19 protein-coding genes are annotated in these 23,278 nt (G+C 64.1%); 12 read left to right on the top strand and 7 right to left on the bottom strand.

Annotation, left to right across the window (positions count from 1 at the left end; all coding sequences use genetic code 11):
* Window positions 1–14: 14 nt before the first annotated feature.
* Complete coding sequence (locus ACXZ1M_RS29355) at window positions 15–1,010, bottom strand: LacI family DNA-binding transcriptional regulator (RefSeq protein ID WP_459051122.1); 996 nt, start codon at window positions 1,008–1,010, stop codon at window positions 15–17.
* Window positions 1,011–1,233: 223 nt separating this feature from the next.
* On the opposite strand from ACXZ1M_RS29355, the gene ACXZ1M_RS29350 reads away from it, so the two are divergent.
* From ACXZ1M_RS29350 to ACXZ1M_RS29320, 7 genes are all read left to right on the top strand, one after another.
* Entirely contained in the window at window positions 1,234–2,439 is a 1,206-nt protein-coding gene (locus ACXZ1M_RS29350) for an MFS transporter (RefSeq protein WP_459051121.1), read from the top strand.
* Between the two features lie 36 nt (window positions 2,440–2,475).
* Window positions 2,476–3,465: a sugar phosphate isomerase/epimerase family protein gene (locus ACXZ1M_RS29345; RefSeq protein WP_459051120.1), complete on the top strand. Its 990-nt coding sequence runs from the start codon at window positions 2,476–2,478 to the stop codon at window positions 3,463–3,465.
* Window positions 3,466–3,477: 12 nt separating this feature from the next.
* Window positions 3,478–3,855, top strand: coding sequence for a C-glycoside deglycosidase beta subunit domain-containing protein (locus ACXZ1M_RS29340; RefSeq protein ID WP_459051119.1), 378 nt, complete (start codon window positions 3,478–3,480; stop codon window positions 3,853–3,855).
* Window positions 3,856–3,862: 7 nt separating this feature from the next.
* On the top strand, window positions 3,863–4,921 hold the full coding sequence (locus ACXZ1M_RS29335; protein ID WP_459051118.1) for a sugar phosphate isomerase/epimerase family protein: 1,059 nt from the start codon (window positions 3,863–3,865) through the stop codon (window positions 4,919–4,921).
* 9 nt (window positions 4,922–4,930) lie between these two features.
* The gene (locus ACXZ1M_RS29330) at window positions 4,931–6,085 is read left to right on the top strand and encodes a Gfo/Idh/MocA family protein (protein ID WP_459051117.1); all 1,155 of its coding nucleotides are present in this window, start codon (window positions 4,931–4,933) and stop codon (window positions 6,083–6,085) included.
* 238 nt (window positions 6,086–6,323) lie between these two features.
* Window positions 6,324–8,537 (top strand): TonB-dependent receptor, encoded by a 2,214-nt coding sequence (locus tag ACXZ1M_RS29325; RefSeq protein ID WP_459051116.1) that lies wholly within the window; start codon window positions 6,324–6,326, stop codon window positions 8,535–8,537.
* A gap of 17 nt (window positions 8,538–8,554) precedes the next feature.
* Window positions 8,555–9,478, top strand: a complete 924-nt coding sequence (locus ACXZ1M_RS29320; protein ID WP_459051115.1) for a VOC family protein — start codon at window positions 8,555–8,557, stop codon at window positions 9,476–9,478.
* 18 nt (window positions 9,479–9,496) lie between these two features.
* On the opposite strand, the gene ACXZ1M_RS29315 is transcribed toward ACXZ1M_RS29320, so the two are convergent.
* The 3 genes from ACXZ1M_RS29315 to ACXZ1M_RS29305 are packed head-to-tail and all read right to left on the bottom strand — an operon-like array spanning window position 9,497 to window position 10,931.
* Window positions 9,497–10,210, bottom strand: a complete 714-nt coding sequence (locus ACXZ1M_RS29315; RefSeq protein ID WP_459051114.1) for a hypothetical protein — start codon at window positions 10,208–10,210, stop codon at window positions 9,497–9,499.
* An 8-nt stretch (window positions 10,211–10,218) separates the two neighbouring features.
* Window positions 10,219–10,647, bottom strand: coding sequence for a hypothetical protein (locus ACXZ1M_RS29310; protein WP_459051113.1), 429 nt, complete (start codon window positions 10,645–10,647; stop codon window positions 10,219–10,221).
* Entirely contained in the window at window positions 10,644–10,931 is a 288-nt protein-coding gene (locus ACXZ1M_RS29305; RefSeq protein ID WP_459051112.1) for a hypothetical protein, read from the bottom strand. Before ACXZ1M_RS29305 ends, ACXZ1M_RS29310 begins: the two co-directional genes overlap by 4 nt.
* 267 nt (window positions 10,932–11,198) lie before the next feature.
* Between ACXZ1M_RS29305 and ACXZ1M_RS29300 the strand changes: the two genes are divergently transcribed.
* The 5 genes from ACXZ1M_RS29300 (at window position 11,199) to ACXZ1M_RS29280 (ending at window position 18,599) form a co-directional block, all read left to right on the top strand.
* Window positions 11,199–12,344 carry an efflux RND transporter periplasmic adaptor subunit gene (locus tag ACXZ1M_RS29300; RefSeq protein ID WP_459051111.1) on the top strand — a complete coding sequence of 382 codons (1,146 nt, stop codon included), beginning with the start codon at window positions 11,199–11,201 and terminating at the stop codon, window positions 12,342–12,344.
* Window positions 12,345–12,354: 10 nt separating this feature from the next.
* The gene (locus ACXZ1M_RS29295; RefSeq protein WP_459051110.1) at window positions 12,355–15,651 is read left to right on the top strand and encodes an efflux RND transporter permease subunit; all 3,297 of its coding nucleotides are present in this window, start codon (window positions 12,355–12,357) and stop codon (window positions 15,649–15,651) included.
* Window positions 15,648–17,132 (top strand): efflux transporter outer membrane subunit, encoded by a 1,485-nt coding sequence (locus ACXZ1M_RS29290; RefSeq protein ID WP_459051109.1) that lies wholly within the window; start codon window positions 15,648–15,650, stop codon window positions 17,130–17,132. Before ACXZ1M_RS29295 ends, ACXZ1M_RS29290 begins: the two co-directional genes overlap by 4 nt.
* Window positions 17,133–17,295: 163 nt before the next feature.
* On the top strand, window positions 17,296–18,114 hold the full coding sequence (locus ACXZ1M_RS29285; protein WP_459051108.1) for a MipA/OmpV family protein: 819 nt from the start codon (window positions 17,296–17,298) through the stop codon (window positions 18,112–18,114).
* Between the two features lie 50 nt (window positions 18,115–18,164).
* Window positions 18,165–18,599 (top strand): DUF2177 family protein, encoded by a 435-nt coding sequence (locus ACXZ1M_RS29280; RefSeq protein ID WP_459051107.1) that lies wholly within the window; start codon window positions 18,165–18,167, stop codon window positions 18,597–18,599.
* A 3-nt stretch (window positions 18,600–18,602) separates the two neighbouring features.
* Here the strand turns inward: ACXZ1M_RS29280 and ACXZ1M_RS29275 are convergent, their stop codons facing one another.
* The 3 genes from ACXZ1M_RS29275 to ACXZ1M_RS29265 all read right to left on the bottom strand — a co-directional run bounded on the left by ACXZ1M_RS29275 (window position 18,603) and on the right by ACXZ1M_RS29265 (window position 23,182).
* Window positions 18,603–19,472, bottom strand: a complete 870-nt coding sequence (locus ACXZ1M_RS29275) for an endonuclease/exonuclease/phosphatase family protein (protein WP_459051106.1) — start codon at window positions 19,470–19,472, stop codon at window positions 18,603–18,605.
* A gap of 5 nt (window positions 19,473–19,477) precedes the next feature.
* Window positions 19,478–21,139 (bottom strand): methyl-accepting chemotaxis protein, encoded by a 1,662-nt coding sequence (locus ACXZ1M_RS29270; protein ID WP_459051105.1) that lies wholly within the window; start codon window positions 21,137–21,139, stop codon window positions 19,478–19,480.
* A 105-nt stretch (window positions 21,140–21,244) separates the two neighbouring features.
* Window positions 21,245–23,182 (bottom strand): TonB-dependent receptor, encoded by a 1,938-nt coding sequence (locus ACXZ1M_RS29265; protein ID WP_459051104.1) that lies wholly within the window; start codon window positions 23,180–23,182, stop codon window positions 21,245–21,247.
* Window positions 23,183–23,278 lie beyond the last annotated feature (96 nt).

Raw genomic sequence — 23,278 nt, 5'->3', positions numbered from 1 at the left:
TATGTGATGCAGGCTTAGGCCGACGCGCGCACGATCAGCGCATGGTCCAGCGTGCGCGATTCGGCGTGGCCTCCGGCCAGGCGCTTGAGCAGCATCTCGGCCGCCACCGCGCCCAGTTCGCGCACCGGCTGGGCGATGGTGGTCAGGCCCGGCTCGAACACCTGGGCGATGGGAATGTCGTCGAAGCCCATCACAGCCACGTCTTCCGGCACGCGCCGGCCGACACGGCGGAAGGCCTTGATGGCGCCAATGGCCAGCGTATCGGACACCGCAAACACCGCCGTCGGCGGCTGCTCCATGGCCAGCAGCGTGCCGGCGGCTTCCATGCCATGCACATAGTCGGTGCCGCGCGCGACGCGCACCAGTTGCGGTTCGATGGGAATGCCGGCGCGCTGAAGCGCATATTCATAACCTTCGTGCCGTTGCCGCGCCCAGCGATAGTCCTCGCTTGCGCTGAGCAGCGCGATGCGGCGGTGGCCACGGTTGATCAGGTACTGCACGGCGTCGATGGCGCCTTGACGGTGGTCGATGCAGACGTTGGGCACATCGTCGTCCTCCACAAATTCGGAGCAGGCCACCCACGGCAGGTCGGGAATCTCCTGCAGCAGCGGCTTGAGATCGGCGAAGCGCGCCAGGCTGATGACGCCATCGGCCAGGCGGTTATACAAGGAGTCGAGCGAGGCGCTGTTGCGCGACAGCGTATGCGAGGCCTCGGCGATCACCAGGCCGTAGCCGTTCTGGCTCGTGACCGATTCGACGCCCTTGACGATTTCAGCGAAAAACGGATTGGCGAAGTCCGGCACCAGCACCAGCAGCAGGCGGGTTTCACCGCGCATCAAGCTGCGCGCCAGGGCGTTGGCGCGATAACCCAGGGTTTCAACCGCCGCTTCCACGCGGGCACGCGTGTCGGCGTTGACCGCCTTGGTCCCGTTCAGCACCCGCGAGACGGTGGCGATGGAAACGCCGGCAAGTTCGGCGACGGCGGAGATGGATGCGGTTTTCAAAGACATAGGATGTAAAGGCAGGAAAAGTTTTCCCAATATACCGCAAATAAATCCGTTTTCGGGCCGTTCGAGGTATTGAAGATATGGATAGGATGTATTGATAAAAAGCGTGCTGCGAGCGTAATTATCAGTAGAGCAGGGGGCGGGAAAGCGTTATCATTTTTCGAGGTTAGATTTTCCTGCATGGACAGGAAGGCGCCGTGAATATGCCTAGAATAGGAGACAAGACATGCAATCTACGCAAGCTACGATAGCTAGAAAGGCCGATTGGCGCCAGGGATTGATACTGGTGTTTTCCGGTTTCCTGCCGGTGATGGCCATCATCGCGCTGGCGCCGACGCTGCCCACGCTGCTGGCGCACTTCCACGACGTGCCCAACGCCAGGTTGATGGTGCCGCTGCTGATCACCGCTCCCAGCGCCTGTATCGCGCTATTCGCACCTGGGGCTGGCGTCATCGCCGACCGCTTCGGCCGCCGCAAGCTGTTGTTATGGTCGATGGCCTTCTACGGCGCTGGTGGCCTGATGCCCTTCGTGATCGATAACTTCTGGGCCGTAGTGGCGGGGCGTGTGGTGATCGGCATCGGCGAAGCCGGCGTGCTCACCGTGGTCAACACGCTGCTGGCGGACTACTACGAAGAGAAGGAGCGTCATCGCTGGCTGATGATACAGGGCGTGGTCGGTTCGGTGCTGGGTACCGTCACCATCGCCAGTTCCGGCTTCCTGGCCGCGCAAGGCTGGCAATATCCCTTCCTGGTGTATGCGGTGGCGATTCCGATCCTGCTGGCCAGCCTGATCTTCCTGTTCGAACCGGAGCCGCGCAAGAAAGCCGCCGGCCCCGCCGTCGCCACCACGCCTTTCCCCTACATGGTGGCCTTGATGGTGTGCAGCGTGACGGTCATCCTCTCCACCATTTACTTCGTCCAGGTGATTAACTTCTCGCTGCTGCTCAAGGAGCTGGGCGTGGACAATCCCAAGTCGATCGGCTTGAGCATGGCGATTCCCAGCATCGGCGTGCCGATCGGCGCGGTGCTGTTCAAGCTGACGACGCGCTACGGCGCCGCCACGCAGATCTTCCTGGTGTTCGCCGGTTATGCGATAGGCCTGGGCGGCATTGGCATGGCGGCCGACTACAAGGTGGCGCTGGCCTTCGCCTTCATCCAGCAGTTGGCCAATGGCCTGATCGTGCCGGCGTTGATCGCCTGGACCCAGACCAAGTTCTCCTTTGAGCACCGTGGCCGCGGCATGGGCTGGTGGGCCAGTTCTTTCTTCGTGGCGCAGTTCCTGTCGCCGGCCGTGGTCAACATGATGCGCGGCTGGGTAGGCGGTTTGCAGGGCGCGTTTGTCGCCTTCGGCGTGATCGCCGCCGTGTGCGCCGTGGTGTCATGCCTGCTGCGCTGGCGCGCCGCACCTGCGCCAACCAGCGTTGTTCTTTAATTCTTTTTTTGTTCGACTCAACCCGAGGTTCCCAGTATGAATAAACAGCACAACATCAAGCGCGGTGTGTCGCTCTACAGCTACCAGTACGAGACATTCCTGCGCCGGATGACGCTAGACGACTGCATCGCCCACGCCGCCAGCCTTGGCGCGAAAGGCATCGAAGTGGTCAGCGAACAATCCTTCTCCGGCTTCCCCAACGTGCCGCAGGCGCAGATCGACGGTTGGTTCGCGTCGCTCGAACGCCATGGCGCCTACGCCCAGTGCCACGACATGTTCCTGGACGTGAAACTGTACAAGGACCGCAAGCTTAATTTCGAAGAGATGGTGGCCTCGCTGCAGCGCGACCTGCACTTCGCCAAGCGCATCGGCTGCCGCAACGTGCGCATCATCGTCAACACGCCACCGGAAGTGGTGGTGGCCTGCGTGCCGCTGGCCGAGCAACTGGACGTCCGCATGGGCATCGAAGTGCACTCGCCGTTCCACTTCGACCATCCATGGATACTGCGCTACACGGAGCTGACCCGCGCAACCGGTTCCGACCACGTGGGCTATGTGCCGGACATGGGCATGTACACCAAAAACTATCCGCCGGTGTTCCGCGACCGATTCCTGCGCAACGGCGCCACGCCGAAGATCGTGGAATTCATTCTGGAAGCGCACGCCGCGCGCGTGCTGGCCGACTACGTGCTGATGGACGTGCGCAAGATGGGCGGCAACGCCATCGACCTGCAGATGGCCGAGACGCTGCGCCACAATATCTGGAGCAATCCGCGCCGCATGCTGGAGTTCATGCCGTGGATCTTCAACATCCACGCCAAGTTCTACGAGATCGACGACAGCGGCAAGGAGCCGGCCATCCCCTACGAGGAGATCATTCCGGTGCTGATCGAAGGCGGTTACGACGGCCATCTGTCGAGCGAATACGAAGGCCAACGCCACATCGAGGACGCCTTCGAGGTCGATGGCCGCGAGCAGGTCCGCCGTCAACACGAAATGTTCAAGCGCCTGTTGGGCGAAGTCTAAGGAAAAACAGACATGTACGATAAACACATCATCTATCCAGGCAGCGTGGAAAACACCGAAGGCGGCTGGCGCCTGGGCGCACGCCTGCCTTACTATCGCGGCCAGATCCTGTCCGCCGTCGAAGACGTGGCGCTGACCGTGGACGGCGTCAAGGTGCCGCGCGAGAACGTGCGCTTCACCGTGCGCGGCAAAACCCGCACTCTGGAAGAGCTGGAAACCACCTACGATGAACGCTGGGAATTCGGCGAAGTGGCGGAAATCTCGGTGCTGCAGCCGGGCGGCCTGTCCGCCGGCGAGCACGAGGTGACGGCGGCGGTACAGCTGCGCATCTCCTACCTGCCGTGGAGCCCTGTCACCAGCTGCACCGTCAGCGCCACCATCGCCGGTTGAGGTAGACATGGCAACCACGATCAAAGGCCCGGCCATTTTCCTCGCGCAGTTCGCGGGGGATCAGGCGCTGTTCAACAGCTGGGATGCGATCACGCGCTGGGCCGGGGATCTCGGCTACCGTGGCGTGCAGGTGCCGTCCAACGACGCGCGGCTGTTCGACCTGGCGCTGGCGGCCGAAAGCAAAACCTATTGCGACGAGCTGGCCGGCATCGCGGCGGCGAACGGCGTCGCCATCACGGAACTGAGCACGCACCTGCAAGGCCAGTTGGTGGCGGTGCATCCAGCCTACGACGAAGCCTTCGACGGCTTCGCGCCGGCTGAGTTGCGCGGCAATCCGCAGGCACGCCAGCAATGGGCGGTGCAGCAGATGCTGTTGGCGGCCAAGGCTTCTGCCAACCTGGGACTGAATGCATCGATCAGCTTCTCCGGCTCGCTGGCCTGGCCTTACGTCTACCCATGGCCGCAACGTCCGGCGGGACTGATCGAGTCGGCCTTCGACGAACTGGCACGCCGCTGGCTGCCCATACTCAATGCCTACGATGAAGCGGGCGTGGACTTGGCGTTCGAGTTGCATCCAGGCGAAGACCTGTTCGACGGCGCCACCTTCGAGATGCTGCTGGAGCGGGTGCACAACCATCCGCGCCTGAGCATCGCCTACGATCCTTCGCACTTCCTGCTGCAGCAGCTCGATTACCTGGGTTTTATCGACCGCTATCACGAGCGCATCAAAGTCATGCACGTGAAGGACGCCGAGTTCCGGCCGGATGCGCGCCAGGGTGTGTACTCCGGCTACCAGGGCTGGGCCGAACGCGCTGGCCGCTTCCGCTCCCTGGGCGACGGCCAGGTGGACTTCAGTGCTATCTTCTCCAAGTTCGCGCAATACGATTTCAAGGGCTGGGCGGTGCTGGAATGGGAGTGCTGCCTCAAGCACCCGGAACAAGGCGCGGCCGAAGGCGTGGGCTTTATCCGCGACCACATCATCCGCGTGACCGACAAGGCCTTCGACGACTTTGCCGGCAGCGACGCCGACCCGCAGCGCAACCTGCGCATGCTGGGCATCGCTTAAGGAGATTACATGGAGCAGGCGAGTATTTTCCCGGGACGCATCCGGCTTGGCATGGTGGGTGGAGGCGAGGGCGCTTTCATCGGCGCGGTGCACCGCCACGCGGCGCGCTTCGACGACCGCTACGAATTACTGGCGGGAGCATTGTCGTCCAGCGCCGAGGCGTCACAACGTTCCGGCCGTGCGCTGGGGCTGGAACGCATCTACGACGACTACCAGCAGATGGCGGCGGCGGAGAGCGCGCGCGAGGATGGCATCGAAGCGGTGTGCATCGTCACACCGAACCACATGCATGCGCCGGTGGCGCGCGCCTTCCTAGAGGCGGGCATCCACGTTATCTGCGACAAGCCGGTGACCATCCACAGCGAGGATGCGCGCATGCTAAAGGCGCTGGCCGAAGAGCGCGGCCTGCTGTTCGCCGTCACCCACAACTATTCGGCCTATCCCATGGTGCGCCACGCGCAACAGATGGTGCGCGAAGGCGCGCTGGGTGATATCCGCGTGGTGCAGGTGCAGTACGCGCAGGACTGGCTGGCGGCGCCGCTGGAGCAGAGCGGCCAGAAACAGGCTGCGTGGCGCACCGATCCCGCCAAGGCTGGCGGCGGCGCCATCGGCGATATCGGCTCGCACGCCTGGCAGCTGGCCGACACCATCACGGGACTGCGGCTGGAATCGCTGGCCGCGCAACTGAGTTCTTTCGTGCCGGGGCGCGTCATCGACGATGACGTGCAGGTGCTGCTGCGCTACAAGGGCGGGGCGCGCGGCATGCTGTGGGCCAGCCAGGTTGCGCCTGGGTGTACCAATGAACTGCGCATCCGCGTGGTCGGCAGTGCCGGCGGCATCGAATGGGCGCAGGAGCAGCCGAACGAACTGTATTGGACGCCGCTGGGCGAGCCGACCCGCATCGTCACGCGCGGCAGCGCCGCCATGAACGCGGCCGGCGCGCGCACCAGCCGCATACCGGCCGGGCATCCGGAAGGCTACATCGACGCCTTCGGCGCGCTGTACAACGAGATCGCCATGCACCTGTTGGCGCGGCGCCACGGCGGCGATCCAGGCGCCGCGCAATTCCCCACCATCGATGACGGCTTGCGTGGCGTGCTGTTCATCGAAACCGTACAAGCTTCTTCACGTACCGGTGGCTCCTGGACGTCGATGCCGGACTGATTCGACGTCCCCTCTCCAGGCCACCGTTTTCGGCCCCGTCAAGCGATTGACGGGGCCTTTTTTATGGCCGTCGCAAACGAGGGTAAGCCGTTTCCCCCCGGCCCTTGGTATAAGGCGCACGGATGCTAGCTATCCGAATTATAGGCTGGAGGTAAGCGTGGGAAAGCGCCTATCATTTTTCTGCATACTCAACCCAGAGCGGCATCCAAAGAAATGCCGCGCACATTAGGAGACTTTCATGCAGAACCCCCAGCTGACTTCCATCGCCAAGGCGCTCGTCGCCATCGGCGCCCTGTCCGTCGTCAACATCGCCGCAGCACAAAATGCCGAAGCCAAGAAGGACAACGGCCTGACGGAGGTCATCATCACCGCGCAGAAAATCGCCCAGCCGGCCAGCAAGACGCCGCTGGCGCTGTCGGTGATTTCCGGTGAAGACCTGAAGAACGCCGGCACCGTCGATCCGCGCGCGCTGGCCGCCACGCTGCCCAACGTTGAAATCGCGCAGGAGAGCGGCATGCTGCAAGTGGCGATTCGCGGCGTCACCAGCCTGGATATGACGGAGAAGGGCGATCCGTCGGCCGCCTTCCACGTCGACGGCGCCTACGTGCCGCGCTACGAAGCACAGGCCGTCGCCTTCTATGACCTGGACCGCATCGAAGTGCTGCGCGGCCCGCAAGGCACGCTGTACGGCCGCAACGCCACCGCCGGCGCCATCAACCTGATCACCAACAAGCCGACCCGCAAGCTGGAGGGCAAGGTTGGCCTGGAGATCGGCAACTACAACACCCGCCGCTACGACGGCGTGCTGAATATTCCGCTCGGCGAGGTGTGGGCATTCCGCGCCGCGCTGAACGCCAACAAGCATGACACCTTCCTCAAACCCGGCCCGAACAACATCCCGCTGGAAGACCAGAACGACAAATCGGCCCGCCTGCACCTGCTGGGTAACTTCAGCGCCCAAACCAGCCTGCTGATGACGGCGGAGCACAACAAGATCGGTGGCGGCGGCGTCTCGCCGGTGCCTCTGACGAACTTCTTCAACGGCACGCCGACCGGCACCTTGCCGTTCACCGCGCTGGGCCGTGGCAACGACCTGCTCAACCCCGTGTATGTCGATCGCGGCAGCGATGCGCAACGCACCACCGGCTGGGAGTTCAAGAAGGAGGGCCAGAAGGAACGCGAGAACTTCGCGAATTCGCTGCGCGCTGAATTCAAGACCGTGGTGGCCGACAGCGAGCTGACTTACCAGGTGGCGCAGATGCGCATGCACATCGACCAGTTGAACAACGGCGTCTACTTCGGCTTCCCATTCACCAACCGTAACAACGGCGACAGCAAGGCGCGCTCGCACGAGCTGCGCCTGAACTCCACCGGCAGCGGCCCGCTGCGCTGGGTCGCAGGCTTCTACCACTTCAACGAAGACGTGTTCCGCGACGCCGAATACAACACCTACGTCACCGCGCCGTTCGGCCAGCTGGTGGTGAACCTGCCGTTCCTGGCCTCGATCAAGAATGAATCGAAGGCGGCCTTCGGCCAGGCCACGTATTCGCTGCGTGAAGACACGCGCCTGACCATGGGCCTGCGCTACACCAAGGACCGCAAGTCCGGCTACGATCCGCTCAGCGGCGAAGCAGCGAAGCCGCCGGCCACCACCAGCTCTAAGGCCTATGCGGCGGACGTCAGCTTCAACAACACCAGCTGGAAGGTCGGCATCGACCATGACCTGATGCGTAACGTGATGTTGTACGCCAGCGTTTCGACCGGATACAAATCGGGCGGCTTCAACGCCGAAGCCGACACCGGCGTGTACAAGCCTGAAACGCTGAAGTCCTTCGAGGCAGGTGTCAAGGGCCGCTTCTTCGAGAACCACCTGCAGGTATCGGCCAACGTCTTCCACTACGATTACAAGGACCAGCAGCTGACCATCACCACCTGCCGTACCAACGATCCATCGACCTGCCATTCGTTCACCAGTAACGCCGCCAACTCGGTGGTCAACGGCGCTGAACTGGAAGGCAAGCTGCGCGTAGGCGCCAGCGGTGAACTGCGCGCCACCATGGCCGCCACCGATGCGCACTACAAGACCTACCGTCCGGGCACCAACATCGACTACTCGGGCCAGAAGCTGGACCGCGCGCCGACATCGACCATCGGTCTTGGCTATACCCAGCGCTTCCTGCTTGAAAACGGCGCCGAGATCGCGGCCAGCATCAACACCCGCCGCTCGAACTCCTACTATCTGAGCGACCCGACCCAGGACATCCGTTATCGCCAGCCGTCGTTCCATAAATCGGATGCGTCGATCGGCTACGACAGCGCTTCAGGCAAATGGAATGTGCAGCTGTTCGTCAAGAACATCGAAGACGAAATCACCATCCAGAGCCGCGTGCCGGGCTCCTTCTTCATCAGCGACCCGCGCACCTACGGCATTCGCGGCAGCTATAACTTCTGATTGGAGCGCAAGCGCTTATGAACATCATAGGACCGGATGCGCTGGTCTTCGGCGTCGACGACGTCGCGGCCTGCGCGCAATACCTGACAGACTACGGGCTGACGCCAGCAGGCGACGGCCGCTTCGAGGCGCTGGACGGCACCGCCATCGTCATCGCCCACAAGGACAGCGCCGGCTTGCCGCCGTCGCTGGGCACGGCCAGCATGCTGCGCAAGACGGTGTACGGTGTGGCCGACCAGGCCACGCTGGACGCCATCGCAGCGGAGCTGGGGCGCGACCGCGAGGTGCGCCGGCTTCAAGACGGCAGTCTTGAATCGGTGGATGACATGGGCTTCGCGCTGGGCTTCCAGCTCAGCGTGCGCCGTCCGCTGGACCTGCGTGCGGAGGCGGTCAACGCGCCGGGCGCCGGCATCCGCCGCGCCGTCAACGTGCCGGCGGTGGACGAGGGCGCGGAAGCGCGTCCGCGCTCACTATCGCATGTGGTGTATTTCGTGCCGGACACGCAGAAGGCGGAGGCCTTCTACAGCGAGCGCCTGGGCTTCCGCTGCACCGACCGTCTGCTGGGTGCTGGCCCGTTCCTGCGGCCGGGCGGCACCGAGGATCACCACACGCTGTTCCTGATCCAGACGCCGCCGTTCATGAAAGGGTGCGAGCACTTCACCTTCCACATGGGCGGACCGACCGAGGTGATGTTGGCCGGCACGCGCTTCGTCAACAAGGGCTATCAATCGTTCTGGGGGCCGGGCCGGCACAAGATGGGTTCCAACTGGTTCTGGTATTTCAACAGCCCGTTGGGCTGCCATGTGGAATACGATGCCGACATGGACAGCCACGACGACTCTTGGATCGCACGCCAGGCGCCCATGAGCGCCGACGCCTCGCAACTGTTCCTGTTCCAGTCGCGCGAGAAATGGGCGCCGGGCGGCCCACCTGGTAAGTAGTCCGTAGCGTTGTTGTCGCTACTTGCCCAGCAGGCGCAGGGACTCTTCCCAGTTGCCCTGCCAGGCATGCAGGAAATCGTGGGTCTTGAAGGCGCGCTTGAGCGGGCCGATAGGCGTGCGGTAGACATCGTGTAGCCCGAGGGCCAGCGTGACCGGATTCCAGACGGCGTTGCGTTTGGTCTTCTTCGCGCTGGCTTTGACGCGGGCGCCATCGTCGCCGAAGATGCCGATGGCGTCGTCCAGCGCCTGCGCCAGGTCCAGCCGCACGACGGCGGCAAACGCCTGCAAGACTTCCGCCTTGCTGATGCCCGCCTGCGATTCCTTGGCCGCTTCGACCTTCGGTGGCTCAGGCGCCTGCGCCGCCTGTTTCAGCTTGGCCGTCAGGCGATCCAAATCACTTTTCTGAAAGCGTAGCTGGTCGAGCGGACGGCGGAAGCCCGGCTCGGGCAGACGCGCCGGCAGCCGGTACGCATCCTTGGTGAAGGTGATCAGGATGTCTTCGCTACCCGCCTTCAGGCGCGCAACATCCTCCTCAAAGAAAATCGGCGCCGCATAGCCGCCGTTGGCGTCGCCGAATAAATCGGGATACGCCGGGTCATAATCCAGCCAGACCACCGGCACCAGTCCATGCTCCAGCAATAGCGCCAGGGTCCAAGGCGTGCCGGTCTGCTGCTCCATCCAGGCGCAGGCTTCGGCGGTGGTGGCCCTGAAGGGCAATTCGATCATGCTCATTGTTTTCTCTATGATGTTTGTATTAGTTGTTGCCTGGCCGCGCGGTAAGCCGCTTGGACGGCCGGCACCAGCGACGGATGAAGCGTGCCCAGCTTCGGATTTTGTCCATGTGGTGCGGCGGGCGGAACTGAAAACCACTCTGTCGAATAGGGTAGGTCTATGGCCTGCTTCAAGTCGAATTTGGTGTCGTAGCTGAGCCCGGCCGCTGCGTAGCCGCCCGGATTCCGCGCCTTCAAAATGGAAAACTCGCCCCGGTGCAGTGTCGTCGTACGTTGGCTCGTGCCATAAGCGACTTGCACGTGGGACTGCGGCGCCTCGTCATCGAATACCGCCAGGATCAGTGCTGGCCGTGGCTTCGGTCGTGGATGTATATGGTCGGGAAAGTGACACCAGACGATTTCTCCAGCGGCGGGTTCGGGCCACCATACTGGCGTCATAATATCTCATCGTCAAACAAGCTGGAACGCACCGAGCGCTTGGTTCCTTGCTTCACGCTGTCCTTGATATGGCGTACCTGCGTGGCTGATAGCGGCCCATCGTCGGCTTCGTATTGCGGGAGGGTTTTGACCGCAAGCTCGCGTAACGCCAGGTGGATGGCCTGTGTTTCATCGACACCAAGCACCTCGGCCAGGCGTTTGGCAGTATCGCGGGTGACGCCAGTGGCGCTGTCGGAGGCGCGATAGCGGAACGATATCTGGTTTGCGATGGGGCGTGTGGCCATGATTGTAGACGGTCTAGAGATTCTGGATATCTTCAAGATATCCACGGGGCCAGGCTTTGTCAAGGTGGGGGCTCCGGCGGTCTAGCACCACTAACCATATTTAGTAATGACAACTTGTCATTTTTTTGACAAAATGAATCTGGATTCATTTATTTAGGGTCCGTTGTCCTGCCTCACCGCAATTTCCCATCTTCGATACTGCAACACCGTTTTTAGGGGTTCACAATGAATATCCGGGCGGCGAACAAGCACGTTTTGTGGTTAGGCATGGCACTGGCGCTGGCCGGATGCGGCAAGTCGGAGCAGTCCGCGCAGCAGGGCGGCGGGCCGCCTGCGGTCTCCGTGTCGGCGGCAGTCAAGCGCGATGTGCAGGAGTTCGATGAATTCACCGCCCGCCTGGAGGCGCCCGATACCGTCGACATCCGCTCGCGCGTGGCCGGCACCCTGGTGCAGGTGCACTTCCGCGAAGGGCAGCTGGTCAACAAGGGCGATCCGCTGTTCACCATCGATCAACGCCAATTCGCTGCGGAAGCCGCACGCGCCGAGGCGCAACTGGCCGTGGCCCGCACCCAGGGCGACCTGACCAAGAGCGAACTGGCGCGCGCCGAGCGGCTGGTTGCCGTGCGCGGCGTCAGCCAACAGGAACTGGATCAACTGCGCGCCGCGCTGGCCAACGCCGCATCGACGGTCAAAGCCAACGAGGCGGCGCTGGTCCAGGCCAAACTGAACCTGGAATTCAGCCGCATCACCGCGCCGGTCAGCGGCCGCACCTCGCGCGCCAATGTCACGGTGGGCAACCTGGTCAACGTCGGCGATCCGATCCTGACCACGGTGGTCTCCACCGACCGCATCTACGCCTACTTCGACGCCAGCGAAGCGATCTACCTGAAATACATGCGCGCCGCGCGCGACGGCAGCCGTCCATCCTCGCGCGACAAGCCCAACGCCGTACGTCTCGGCCTCGCCAACGAGGAAGGCTACCCGCACGAAGGCAAGATGGACTTCGTCGACAACCGCCTCAATCCGGCTACCGCGTCGCTGCGGGGGCGCGCCGTGTTCGACAACAAGGACGGCCTCTACACGCCGGGCCTGTTCGCGCGCCTGCAGCTGGTGGGCAGCGGCACCTACAGCGCCACGCTGGTGGCCGACCGCGCCATCACCACCGACCAGACCCGCAAGGTGGTGCTGGTGGTGGGCAAGAACAACATCGTCGAACAGCGCGAGGTCAAGCCAGGCGCGCTGATCGGCGGCATGCGCGTGGTGACGGGCATTAACGCCGGCGAGCTGGTCATCATCGACGGCCTGCTGCGCGCCTTCCCCGGTGCGCCGGTCACGCCGCAGGTAGTGAAACTGGATGAGAACGGCAGACCGATCGCGCCACCCGCCGGCGCTGCGCCTGCGGCCAAGGGCTGAGGAGCGGCCCATGGATATCTCGCGATTTTTCATCGACCGGCCGCGCTTTGCCACCGTTTTATCGATCTTCATCTTCATGGTGGGGTTGCTGGCCATCTTCCAGCTGCCGATCGCCGAGTATCCGGAAGTGGCGCCGCCGCAGATCGTGGTGCGCGCACAGTTCCCCGGCGCCAATCCACGGGTGATTTCGGAAACCGTGGCCGCGCCGCTAGAGGAACAGATCAACGGCCTGGAAGGCATGCTGTACTTCGAAAGCCAGGCCACGGCCGACGGCAGCATGACCCTGACCGTCACCTTCAAGATCGGCACCGTGCCCGAACAGGCCGAAACGGCGGTGCAGAACCGCATCAACCGCGCGCTGCCGCGCCTGCCCGAGATCGTGCGCCAGATCGGCGTGACGACCGAGAAGCAGTCGCCCAACCTGACCATGGTGGTGCACATGGTCTCGCCGGACAACAGCCACGACGCGCTCTACCTGCGCAACTACGCCTCGCTGAACGTGCGCGACGATCTGCTGCGCGTGCCCGGCATGGGCTCGGTGCTGCTGTTCGGCTCGGGCGACTATGCGATGCGCATCTGGATCAACCCGCGCCAATTGGCCGCCCGCAACATGACGGCCGGCGACGTGGTGACCGCCATCCGCGAGCAGAACGCGCAGGTGGCGGCCGGCGTGGTCGGCTCGCCGCCGGCGCCCAACGACACCGACTTCCAGCTGCAGGTCAACGCGCAGGGCCGGCTGATCAAAGAAGAAGACTTCGCCAACATCATCATCCGCAGCGATCCGAAGACCGGCGCGCTGGTGCGGATCAAGGACATCGGGCGGGTCGATATCAGCGCCAACTCCTATTCGCTGCGCAGCTTGCTCAACAACAAGGAAGCGGCCGCCATCGCCATCTTCCAGTCGCCGGGCTCGAACGCGCTCAAGCTGTCGAACGACGTGCGGGCGACCATGGAAATCGCCAAGAAGAATTTCCCCAAGGGCGTGGATTACGACATCGTCTACGATCCGACCCGCTTCGTGCAGACATCGATCGAGAAAGTGGTGCACACACTGATCGAGGCCGTGTTGCTGGTGGTGCTGGTGGTGATCATCTTCCTGCAAACCTGGCGCGCTTCGGTGATTCCGTTGCTGGCGGTGCCGGTGTCGATTGTCGGCACGTTTGCGATGTTGCTGGTGCTGGGTTACTCGATCAACACGCTGACGCTATTCGGGCTGGTGCTGGCGATCGGCATCGTGGTCGATGACGCCATCGTGGTGGTCGAGAACGTCGAGCGCAACATCGCCGACGGGCTGACGCCGCACGATGCCACGGTACGCGCCATGCGCGAAGTGAGCGGACCGATCATCGCCATTGCGCTGGTGCTGTGCGCGGTGTTCATTCCGCTGACCTTTGTGCCGGGGCTGTCGGGGCAGTTCTACAAGCAGTTCGCCGCCACCATTGCCATCTCGACGGTGATCTCGGCCTTCAACTCGCTGACCTTGTCGCCGGCGCTGGCGGCCTTGCTGCTGCGGCCGCACGATGCGCCCAAGGACAAGATCATGCTGGTGATGGACAAGCTGTTCGGCAAGTTCTTCCACTGGTTTAACTGCATGTTCCAGCGCCGCAGCGCGGCTTATGGACGCGGCGTGACCGGGCTGCTGCATCGTAAATCGCTGGCGCTGATCGTCTACGGCATCCTGTTGCTGCTGACCGGCCTGCTGTTCACGCGCATCCCCAGCGGCTTCGTGCCGGCGCCAGACAAGCAATACCTGATCGGCATCGCGCAACTGCCGGCCGGCTCCTCGCTGGACCGGACCGAGAAAGTGATTCGCGACATGAGCGATATCGCCTTGAAAGTGCCAGGCATCGTCGACTCGATTGCCTTCCCTGGGCTGTCGATCGCCGGCTTCTCGTCGTCGCCGAACGAGGGCATTGTCTTCTTCGGCCTGGCGCCGTTTGAAAAGCGCACCTCGGGCGACTTGTCCAAGGATGCGATCCTCGGCAAGGTCAATGGCGCGATCCAAGCGATCCAGGGCGCGCGCATGTTCGTGGTACCGCCGCCGGCAGTGGACGGCCTCGGCAACGCCGGCGGCTTCAAGTTGCAGGTGCAGGACCGCAGCGGGCAGGGCGAGCAGGCGCTGTACGGCGCGGTGTGGGGCGGCGTGCTGGGGCCGATCTACGGCAATCCCAAGTCTGGCATCGGCACGCCGTATTCCAACTACGACATCAACGTGCCGCAACTGTTTGCCGATGTGGACCGCACCAAGGCCAAGCAGATGGGCCTGCCGCTGCAGGAAATCTACGACACGCTGCAAATCAATCTCGGCTCGCTGTACGTCAACGACTTCACGCGCTTCGGCAAAACCTACCAGGTGGTGGTGCAGGCCGACGCGCCGTTCCGCGCGCGCGCCGAAAGCATCACCAACCTGGAAACCCGCAACGGGGCCGGGCAGATGGTGCCGCTCGGCTCGGTGATGCAGGTGCAGCCGACCTTCGGCCCGACGCGGGTGACTCGCTACAACGGCTTCCCTTCGGCCGACGTCAACGGCGCGGCCAAGCCGGGCTTCTCCAGCGGCCAGGCCGAGGCGGAGATCGAAAGGCTGGTCAAGCAGCTGCCGCGTGGCATGTCGTATGAATGGACCGACCTGACCTATCAGGACCGGCTGACGCGCGACATCACGCTGCCCGGCATCAACGTCAAGATTCCGACGCTGGCGGCGGTGCTGTTCCTGTCCGTGGTGCTGGTGGTGCTGGTGCTGACGGCGCAGTATGAAAGCTGGAGCCTGCCGCTGGCCATCATCATGATCGTGCCGATGTGTATCTTGTCGGCGCTGTTTGGCGTCTGGCTCTCGCACTTCCCGCCGTTTGCGCAGAGCGGGGACCTGAATTTGTTCACGCAGGTGGCGCTGGTGGTGCTGGTTGGCCTGGCGTGCAAGAACGCGATTCTGATCGTCGAGTTTGCCAAGGAACTGGAAGAGCAGGGGCAACCGATGATGGACGCCGTGATCACCGCCTGTCGGCTGCGCTTGCGTCCGATTTTGATGACGTCGATCGCTTTCTGCGCCGGCGTGATACCGCTGATTCTGGGCAGCGGTGCCGGCAGCGAAATGCGGCGGGCGATGGGCATTGCCGTGTTCTCGGGCATGGTGGGCGTCACGCTGTTCGGCATCTTCCTCACGCCGGTGTTCTACAGCCTGCTGCGCAAAGGTACCGAGAAGCGTCGCGCGCACGCGGCCGAACTGCGGCACCAGATCGACGCCGCCGCCCACCCATTCCACGCCGGCATCGACGATGCCGAGCCGCCGCGCAAGAAGGAGGACGTATGAGTACGCACCGCAAGTTCCTCCCGCATGTCGTGGCCCGCGCTGACACTAGCGGCCGCGCCCGCCGAAGTGTTGGTGTCACCGTTCCTGGCCGCGTCGGCGTTGGCGTCATCGCCCTGACCGTCGCGCTGGCGCTTGGCGGCTGCTCCAGCGCGCCGCCGCTCAAGCTCTACCAGCCCGAACTGGCCGCAGGCTTCGCCAACGCGCCGGATGCGGCGACGACCGAACCGGTCAGCGAATTCTGGCACGCCTTCAACGACCCGCTGCTGGACTCGCTGGTCCAGCGCGCCCTGCAAGCCAACACCGACGTGCGCAGCGCCGCCGCCAGCCTGCGCGAAGCGCGCGCGCTCAACCGCTTCGCCGACGCCAACCTGCTGCCCAACGTCGGCGTCAACGCCGGCGTATCGCGGGTGCGCGGCACCAACGACCTCGGCGTGCAAAGCACCAACAACCAATACGCGGTGGGATTCGACGTTGCCTGGGAAGCCGACCTGTTCGGCCGCCTGGGCGATGCTCGCCGAGCCGCACAAGCCAACGTGCTGGCCGGCGCTGCGGGCGTGCGGGCCACGCAAGTCAGCATCAGCGCAGAAGTCGCGCGTAACTACTTCGAACTGCGCGGCCTGCAGGAGCAACTGCGGGTAGCGGTCGCCTCGCTGGACACGCAGAAGGCAGCGCTGGAATTGGTCGACGCCCGCTTCGACGTCGGCCGTGGCACCGCGCTGGACACCGAACGCGCCCGCGCGCTGGTCACGTCGACGGCGGCCAACATCCCCGCGCTGGAAGCGGCACTGATCCGCACCCGCTACCGCCTGGCGGTGCTGTGCGGCCAACAGCCGACCGCGCTGGACGCGGAACTGACGCCGGTGCAGCCCTTGCCCGGCCTGAAATCGGTCGCCCTCGGCGGCATCGGCTCGCCCTCGGCCATGCTGCGGCGACGGCCCGACGTCCAGCTGGCGGAAGCGCAGGCGGCAGCGGCGGCGGCGCAAGTCGGCGTCGCCCGCAGTGCCTTGTTCCCGCAACTGACGCTGGGCGGCACGCTGGGCCAGAACTCGCTGCAATTTAGCGACCTGGGCAAAGGCGCCTCCTACGTCTACAACCTGGGCGCGCAATTGACCTGGAACCTGCTGGACTTCGGCCGCATCCGCGCCCAAATCGCCGCCGCCGACGCCCGTAACGAAGCGGTCCTGATCGCCTACGAGCGGGCCGTGCTGGGTGCGCTGGAAGAAACCGAAGGCGCACTGGCAAGTTACACGCGCACGCAGCGGCAGACGGAGCTGCTGTTCGAATCAGCGCGCTCATCGGAGCAAGCCGCCATCATCGCCCGCGAACGCTTCGCCGTCGGCTCCACCGACTTCCTGACGGTACTGGATGCCGAACGCGAACTCCTCAGCGCGCGCGACCGCCTGGCCCAATCGCAAACCGGCGCCGCCACCTCGCTCGTCGCCGTCTACAAAGCCCTGGCCGGCGGCTGGGAAGTCCCCTAACTTCGGGGTCAGCTCTGTCATTTGGACATTGGGGAACTTTTCCCCGATTAGAAAGTTCCGCAATGTCCGAATGACAGAGCTGACCCTGAATTCCGGTCTATACTCATAGGTCGATTTTCATATGAGGGGTTCTAATGCAGTCAGGAAGATTTGCTTGGGTCGTATGCGTCGGGCATTGACGGTCGTCTGCATGGCCGTGATGGCGCCGGCGGCTGCGCAACAGGCGCCGGATCTGCCGCTATGGGAGATTGGCCTGTTCGGTGGCGCCGCTTCGACGCCGGCTTATCCGGGGGCCGAGGATCGGTCTACGCGCGCCTTGGTGCTGCCGATGGTGATATATCGCGGCAAGGTGCTGCGCGCCGACCGTTCCGGCATTGGTGCGCGCTTGATCAATACGGAGCGCGTTGAGCTCGATCTCGGCTTTGCGCTGTCATTGCCGGCCCGCTCCGGCGACGTGGCGGCGCGCGCCGGCATGCCGGATCTGAATTCGCTGCTGGAGTTCGGTCCGCGACTGAAGGTGCTTCTGGCCGAGCCGAGTGCTACCAGCCGTTTGCGACTGGAGCTGCCGCTGCGCGTGCCGGTCGAGCTTCGGAATGGCTTTCGTCGCCAAGGCCTGGTGTTCGAACCGCGCCTGGTGGCGGAAACCGCCGACACAAGCGGCAAGTGGCAGGCCGACGCCAATCTTGGAGTAGTGTTCGGCAATGCACGACTGCACCAATACTTCTATGGCGTCGAACCGCAGTACGCCACCGCCGCGCGCCCGGCCTATGAGGCCAAGGGCGGTTTGATGATGACGCGCCTCGGCGTGAGCCTGTCCCGCCGCCTGTCGCCGGATTGGCGCGTGTTCGGTTTTACCCGCTACGACAATTACACCGGTGCCGCCAACCGCGAGAGTCCTTTGTTCCGCCAGAACAGCGGCTTGTCCGTCGGCGTTGGCTTTACCTGGACGGCGCACCGCTCGCAGGCGCGCGCATGGGATTGAGGCGGAATCGGCTAAGATAGGCATTACCTTATTCCCCCAGAGGATCTTTCATGCTTACATCCGCGTCAGTTCAGGCACTTAGCGTGCAGCAATGGCTGCTTGCATATGGCGGCGTGCTGCTATCGATGCTGGCGTTGGATGCTTTGTGGATCGGCCTGTACATGGCGCCGGCCTATAAAGCCGCGCTGGGGGATTTGATGTTGAGCCAGCCGCGCATGACGTCTGCCGCCGCGTTTTATCTGCTGTATGCGGCCGGCACCGTGTTCCTGGCGGTCGCGCCCGGCCTGCGTGCGGAGAGCTGGCAGACAGCGGCACTGCATGGCGCGGTGCTCGGCCTGATCGCCTACGGCACCTATGACCTGACCAATTATTCCATCCTCAAAGTGTGGCCGCTGGGCCTGACGCTGGCCGATATCGCCTGGGGCGCGTTCCTAACCGCTGCGGCGGCCACGGCCGGCTGGTTCACGGCCAGCCGCTGGGGCTGAAATCTAGTCAGGCCGCGCGGCGGGCTGAATCGCCGGCAGGCGCAAGCGCGCCACAACGGGATAGTGATCCGAAGGGTAGCGCGCATCGACAGAATCCGTCAGCACAGCATGGCGCAGCACCTGCCACTGCGGACTGAGAAAGATGTAGTCGATGCGCTCACTGGCCGGCCTGCTGATGTCGAAGCCATTGAAGGTCGCCAGCGGGCCGTAGGGCGGCGTGCGGCTGATGTTGCGCGCGTCGGTCAACGCCGCACTCACGGTGGCATAAGCCTCGCTGTCCGGCGTGCTATTGAAGTCGCCCATCAAAATGAGCGGCAGTGCTCCGGCCAGCGCGCGCCCGCGCGCCACCATCAAGCGCGCCGATTCACGCCGCGCCACCACGCCTTCATGGTCGAAATGAGCGTTCAGGATCACGAAGGACTGGCCGCCGGCCGTGTCGCGCAGACGCGCCCAGCTTGCAACGCGTTTGCAGCAGCGCGCGTCCCAGCCCATGGATGGGCGGTCCGGCGTGGCGCTTAGCCAGAAATCACCGTGGCCTTCCAGCGCAAAGCGCTCGCGCTTGTAGAAGATGGCCGAGTGTTCGCCGCCGCGCAAGCCGTCGTCGCGGCCGGCGCCGATGTGCGCGTATTCGCTCAGCGCGTCCAGGTCGTCCAGCTGATTGGCGCGTGCTTCCTGCGTGCCCCACACATCGAAGTCGTGATAGCGCACCAGTGCACGCACCGCGTCGCGCCGTGCCGCCCAGACGTTCTGACCATCGTTCGGAGTGTCCAGGCGCAGGTTGTAGCTGGCCACGTTCATGTCGGCCTGGCCGAAGGCGAACGTGGCTTGCAGGCCGAGCAGCGACAGCAGCAGGAGCAGGGCTGCGCGGCGCATGGCGATCAGGCCCGGCGTGCCCGCGCAGGCTCGTTGTGCGCCGTCTGCACTGCGCGAGACGTCGATGGCACCAAGCTGGCTTTGCCGGTCTTGCCGGACTTGCCGCCCTGTGGCGGCAGTTTGAACACTTCCAGCGCCCGCGCCACGGCTTGAGTCTGCATGTCCAGCACGCCTGTGGCGGCCGATGCTTCCTCCACCATTTGCGCGTTCTGGCGCGTCACTTCATCCAGCTGCATGATGGCGTCCTGCACCTGATTCACGCCACTGCTTTGCTCGCGCGTCGAGCCGCTGATGTCGCCCATGATGGACGCCACGCGGCCGATGGCGGCGATCACCGCTGCCATGTCCTTGCCGGCCGCACTGGCCATGCCGGCGCCGATTTCGATCTTGCCGGCCGAGGTATCGATCAGACTCTTGATCTCCTTGGCCGCCGCCGCGCTGCGCTGGGCCAGGCTGCGCACTTCGCTGGCGACCACGGCGAAACCGCGTCCGCTCTCGCCGGCGCGCGCCGCTTCCACCGCCGCGTTGAGCGAGAGGATATTGGTCTGGAAGGCGACGCCGTCGATCAGGCTGATGATGTCGACGATCTGGCGCGAGGACTGGCTGATGTCGTTCATCGCCGCCACCACCTGCGTGACGGCCACGCCGGTGCGCTCGGCCAGCGCGGTCGCTTCGCTGGCGACGCCGCTGGCGGTGTTGACGTTGTCGGCGGTCTGGCTGACGGTGCCGGTGATCTGGCCCATGTGCGCCGAGGTTTGCTCCAGGCTGGACGCCTGCGCCTCCGTGCGCGCCGACAGATCGGCATTGGCAGCGCGCACCTGCGTGGTGGTGCTGCGGGTCAGGCTGAAGTTGCTGCGGATATCGACCAGGATCGACGCCAGGTTCAGGTTCAGCTGGCGCACAAACGCTTGCAGTTGGCCCAGTTCATCATGACGATCGACCGCCATGCGGGTGGTCAGGTCGCCGCCGGCCAGGATGCGCGCGGCGTTGATGCTGGCCTGGATCGGCGCGACGATGGCGCGGTGCAGATTGATCCAGCTGTACACGGCCAGCACCACCATCAGCAGCGCCTGCACGTGCAGCGCGCTTTCGGAATAAGGCAGCAGGGCATGACTGGCCATGGACAGCGCCAGCAGCACGATGCCGCCGAAGCACACGGTCAGGCGCTGCGCCAGCGTGATGTCGCGCAGCTTGTTGGTGAACTTCTTCAAGCCACGGGGCGCCGCCGCGCCGCGCACGATGCGGATGCCGTCCGGATTGCCGCCCTTGATGCTGCGGTAGAGTTGTTGCGCCTGTTCGATTTGTTCGCGCTTGGGCTTGGTGCAGACCGACATGAAGCCGGTGGTCTGGCCGCCTTCGATCACCGGCGTCGCGTTGGCGATGCACCAGAAGAAGCCGCCATCCTTGCCGCTGTACTTGACCAGCCCGCGCCATGGTTCGCCCGACAGCACGGTGCGCCACATGTCGGCATCGACTTCGGGCGGCATGTCTGAATGGTAGAGGGAGTTTTGCAGGCGTCCCGCCAATTCCTCGTCGGCATAGCCGCTCGCTGCGGTGAAGGTGGAATTGACGTAGGTGAGACGGCCCTTCAGGTCAGTGGTCGTGACGATGGGCTTGCCGTCTTCAAGAACGGTTTCGTGGCCGTTCCCTTGTTGCATACTGCGCATGTGCAAATCCTATGCTGAAAGTTAACAATGTGATCTGCATACTATCAGATTAAAGTGTCAACTAATTCTGAAAAGCACTATTTTTGCATGAGTACAACAAAATGATTACCAATCGCGGCGCACGCGCAGCATGGCGAATGGTTGGGTGCGGGTGACGTTGTGTTCCATGAAGTCGACGCCGCCCGAGATGCGGTCGTTGCTGGCGAAGTGTACGCGGTCGTAGGTGGTGACGCGGCTGGCCAGGTTGTTCAATTCCAGCGTGACCATCAGGTTCGAGGCCGGGCGGTAGTTGACGAAGGCGCGCGCCCAGCCGCTGCCGCTGCTGGTGTCGCGCTCGGCCACTTGCCAGTTGTCGTTGTTCCAGCCGTTGTCGACCGAGAAGCCCCATGCCGCGCGCTGCTGCGGCAAGTCCTGCGAGAACTCGACCCGCCACCCCAGCGCCTGTTCGCCGGAGAGCCGGCGCGTGGCTTGCGTGACCGGATCGGTGACCGAGGACGAACGCCAGGTGGTCGACAGCTTGAGCAGTCCCTGCGGCAGCGCCAGGCTGTCGGTCGGCAGGTTCAGCATGCCGGTGACGCTGTCGGTGCTGGCGTCGCCGATATTGCCGGCCGTGTCGTAGGTGGCGGAGGCGGTGCGGATCGGCATGCGGTCGATCACGTCGCTGATGTGCGCTTGCGTGTAGCTGAGTATGGCCGCGCCGCGTTCCAGGAAGCGGTACTCGACGGCGCCTTCGCACAGCCAGGTCTTGGCCGGCACCAGGTCCGGCAAGTCGGCGCGCAGGGTTTTGTCGGCCATGCCGAAATAGGCGGCGTTGTCGCCGAAGTTCAGCTGGCTGACTTCGCGCTCCATGCGCAGGCGCAGCTGCAAAGCGGGCGAGGGCGACAGGGACAGGCGCAGGCGTGGCTTGGGATAGGTGTTTTCCGTGCCTTCGCCCTGACCGGCGCTGGTGCTCAGGCTGGCGTGGGAGATTTTCACGCCGGCTTCGGCGGTGAGTGATTGGTCGATGCGCCAGTTGGACGACAGCTGTCCTTCCACACGCGATTCCTGCACCCAGGCGCTGACGCCGGGCGATGGCGTGGCCTGCGGGTTGGCCACCCAGGTATTGCTGCTGTCGTTGGTATTGACGGCGCGCTCGATGCCGCCGCGTATCACCACGTCGTCCAGGGCTTGCCAGCTCAGTTGGCCGGCGAGGATGTGTTCGCTGGCGGAGCTGATGGTCAGCGAATGCGCGGTGTTGCCGGCCTTGGTCTCGGACCAGTCGGCGTTGTTCTCGCCGCTGCGATACAGCGCTTTCAGATCCATGCTGGCGCCGTTGGCCAGGTCGCGCGTGTAGGTGATGCCCTGTTCGAGCGTGTGGTTTTCGTTATCGTTGCCGTTCCAGGACTGGGTGCCGGCGTCGAGACGCATCTGCGACTGGTAGGCCGAGGGATTGTAGGCGGCGTTATAGTTGATCTGGCCGCCCAGCAGGGCCTGGCTGTAATTGAGCTTGGCCGACTTGTTTTCCGACATGCCGGCGCCTTCGAGCGCGACATCGGCGGTCGGGGTGGCGTTGCCGTAGACGGTGGTGCGGTGGCCTTCGCCCTGGCCGGTATCGGGCGAGCGCCGCCAGGCCAGCGCGACGTTGATGCTTTTATCGCCACGTTTCAGGCTGTAGTTGCTTTCCAGCGAAGGCTCCAGGGTGCCGTCCGGCATCATGATGCTGGAGGCGGTGGTGCTGGCCGAGACCAGGTCCATTTCCTTGAGCATCAGGTTGGCGACGGTGGGGAAGCCTTGCATATCGATGCCGTTGGCGCCGCCGTTGATGACTTCGATGCGTTCCACGGCGCCGACAGGGATGCGGCCCAGCACGTCGGACAGCGCCTCGGTCTTGGAGGCGGGGCGCTTGCCGTTGATGAGGACGTTGCCGGCAGCCCCGCGCGAGGGGTTGCCTCCGTCGAACACAAAACCCGGCAGGCGGGTCACCATATCCATGGCCGTGCCGGCCTGGAATTGGGTGAAGTAGTCGGGCTTGTACGACTGTGCGCTGGCCGGTATCGCGGCCAACGCACAGGCAAGCAAAACTGCCTGACGGATTATTGTCGAGTTTGTCATCCCGACATTGTGCATTGAACACCCCAGGACCGCAACAAGTTACATTAA

Source organism: Duganella paludis, assembly GCF_054461335.1.
Note: the sequence above shows the minus strand (reverse complement) of the source record. Positions and strands in the feature narration are given on the sequence as shown.

Bases quoted from the DNA above. Each gene is read 5' to 3' on its own strand.
- ACXZ1M_RS29355 (WP_459051122.1), bottom strand. From the start codon at position 1,010: ATGTCTTTGAAAACCGCATCCATCTCCGCCGTCGCCGAACTTGCCGGC.
- ACXZ1M_RS29350 (WP_459051121.1), top strand. From the start codon at position 1,234: ATGCAATCTACGCAAGCTACGATAGCTAGAAAGGCCGATTGGCGCCAG.
- ACXZ1M_RS29345 (WP_459051120.1), top strand. From the start codon at position 2,476: ATGAATAAACAGCACAACATCAAGCGCGGTGTGTCGCTCTACAGCTAC.
- ACXZ1M_RS29340 (WP_459051119.1), top strand. From the start codon at position 3,478: ATGTACGATAAACACATCATCTATCCAGGCAGCGTGGAAAACACCGAA.
- ACXZ1M_RS29335 (WP_459051118.1), top strand. From the start codon at position 3,863: ATGGCAACCACGATCAAAGGCCCGGCCATTTTCCTCGCGCAGTTCGCG.
- ACXZ1M_RS29330 (WP_459051117.1), top strand. From the start codon at position 4,931: ATGGAGCAGGCGAGTATTTTCCCGGGACGCATCCGGCTTGGCATGGTG.
- ACXZ1M_RS29325 (WP_459051116.1), top strand. From the start codon at position 6,324: ATGCAGAACCCCCAGCTGACTTCCATCGCCAAGGCGCTCGTCGCCATC.
- ACXZ1M_RS29320 (WP_459051115.1), top strand. From the start codon at position 8,555: ATGAACATCATAGGACCGGATGCGCTGGTCTTCGGCGTCGACGACGTC.
- ACXZ1M_RS29315 (WP_459051114.1), bottom strand. From the start codon at position 10,210: ATGAGCATGATCGAATTGCCCTTCAGGGCCACCACCGCCGAAGCCTGC.
- ACXZ1M_RS29310 (WP_459051113.1), bottom strand. From the start codon at position 10,647: ATGACGCCAGTATGGTGGCCCGAACCCGCCGCTGGAGAAATCGTCTGG.
- ACXZ1M_RS29305 (WP_459051112.1), bottom strand. From the start codon at position 10,931: ATGGCCACACGCCCCATCGCAAACCAGATATCGTTCCGCTATCGCGCC.
- ACXZ1M_RS29300 (WP_459051111.1), top strand. From the start codon at position 11,199: ATGGCACTGGCGCTGGCCGGATGCGGCAAGTCGGAGCAGTCCGCGCAG.
- ACXZ1M_RS29295 (WP_459051110.1), top strand. From the start codon at position 12,355: ATGGATATCTCGCGATTTTTCATCGACCGGCCGCGCTTTGCCACCGTT.
- ACXZ1M_RS29290 (WP_459051109.1), top strand. From the start codon at position 15,648: ATGAGTACGCACCGCAAGTTCCTCCCGCATGTCGTGGCCCGCGCTGAC.
- ACXZ1M_RS29285 (WP_459051108.1), top strand. From the start codon at position 17,296: ATGCGTCGGGCATTGACGGTCGTCTGCATGGCCGTGATGGCGCCGGCG.
- ACXZ1M_RS29280 (WP_459051107.1), top strand. From the start codon at position 18,165: ATGCTTACATCCGCGTCAGTTCAGGCACTTAGCGTGCAGCAATGGCTG.
- ACXZ1M_RS29275 (WP_459051106.1), bottom strand. From the start codon at position 19,472: ATGCGCCGCGCAGCCCTGCTCCTGCTGCTGTCGCTGCTCGGCCTGCAA.
- ACXZ1M_RS29270 (WP_459051105.1), bottom strand. From the start codon at position 21,139: ATGCGCAGTATGCAACAAGGGAACGGCCACGAAACCGTTCTTGAAGAC.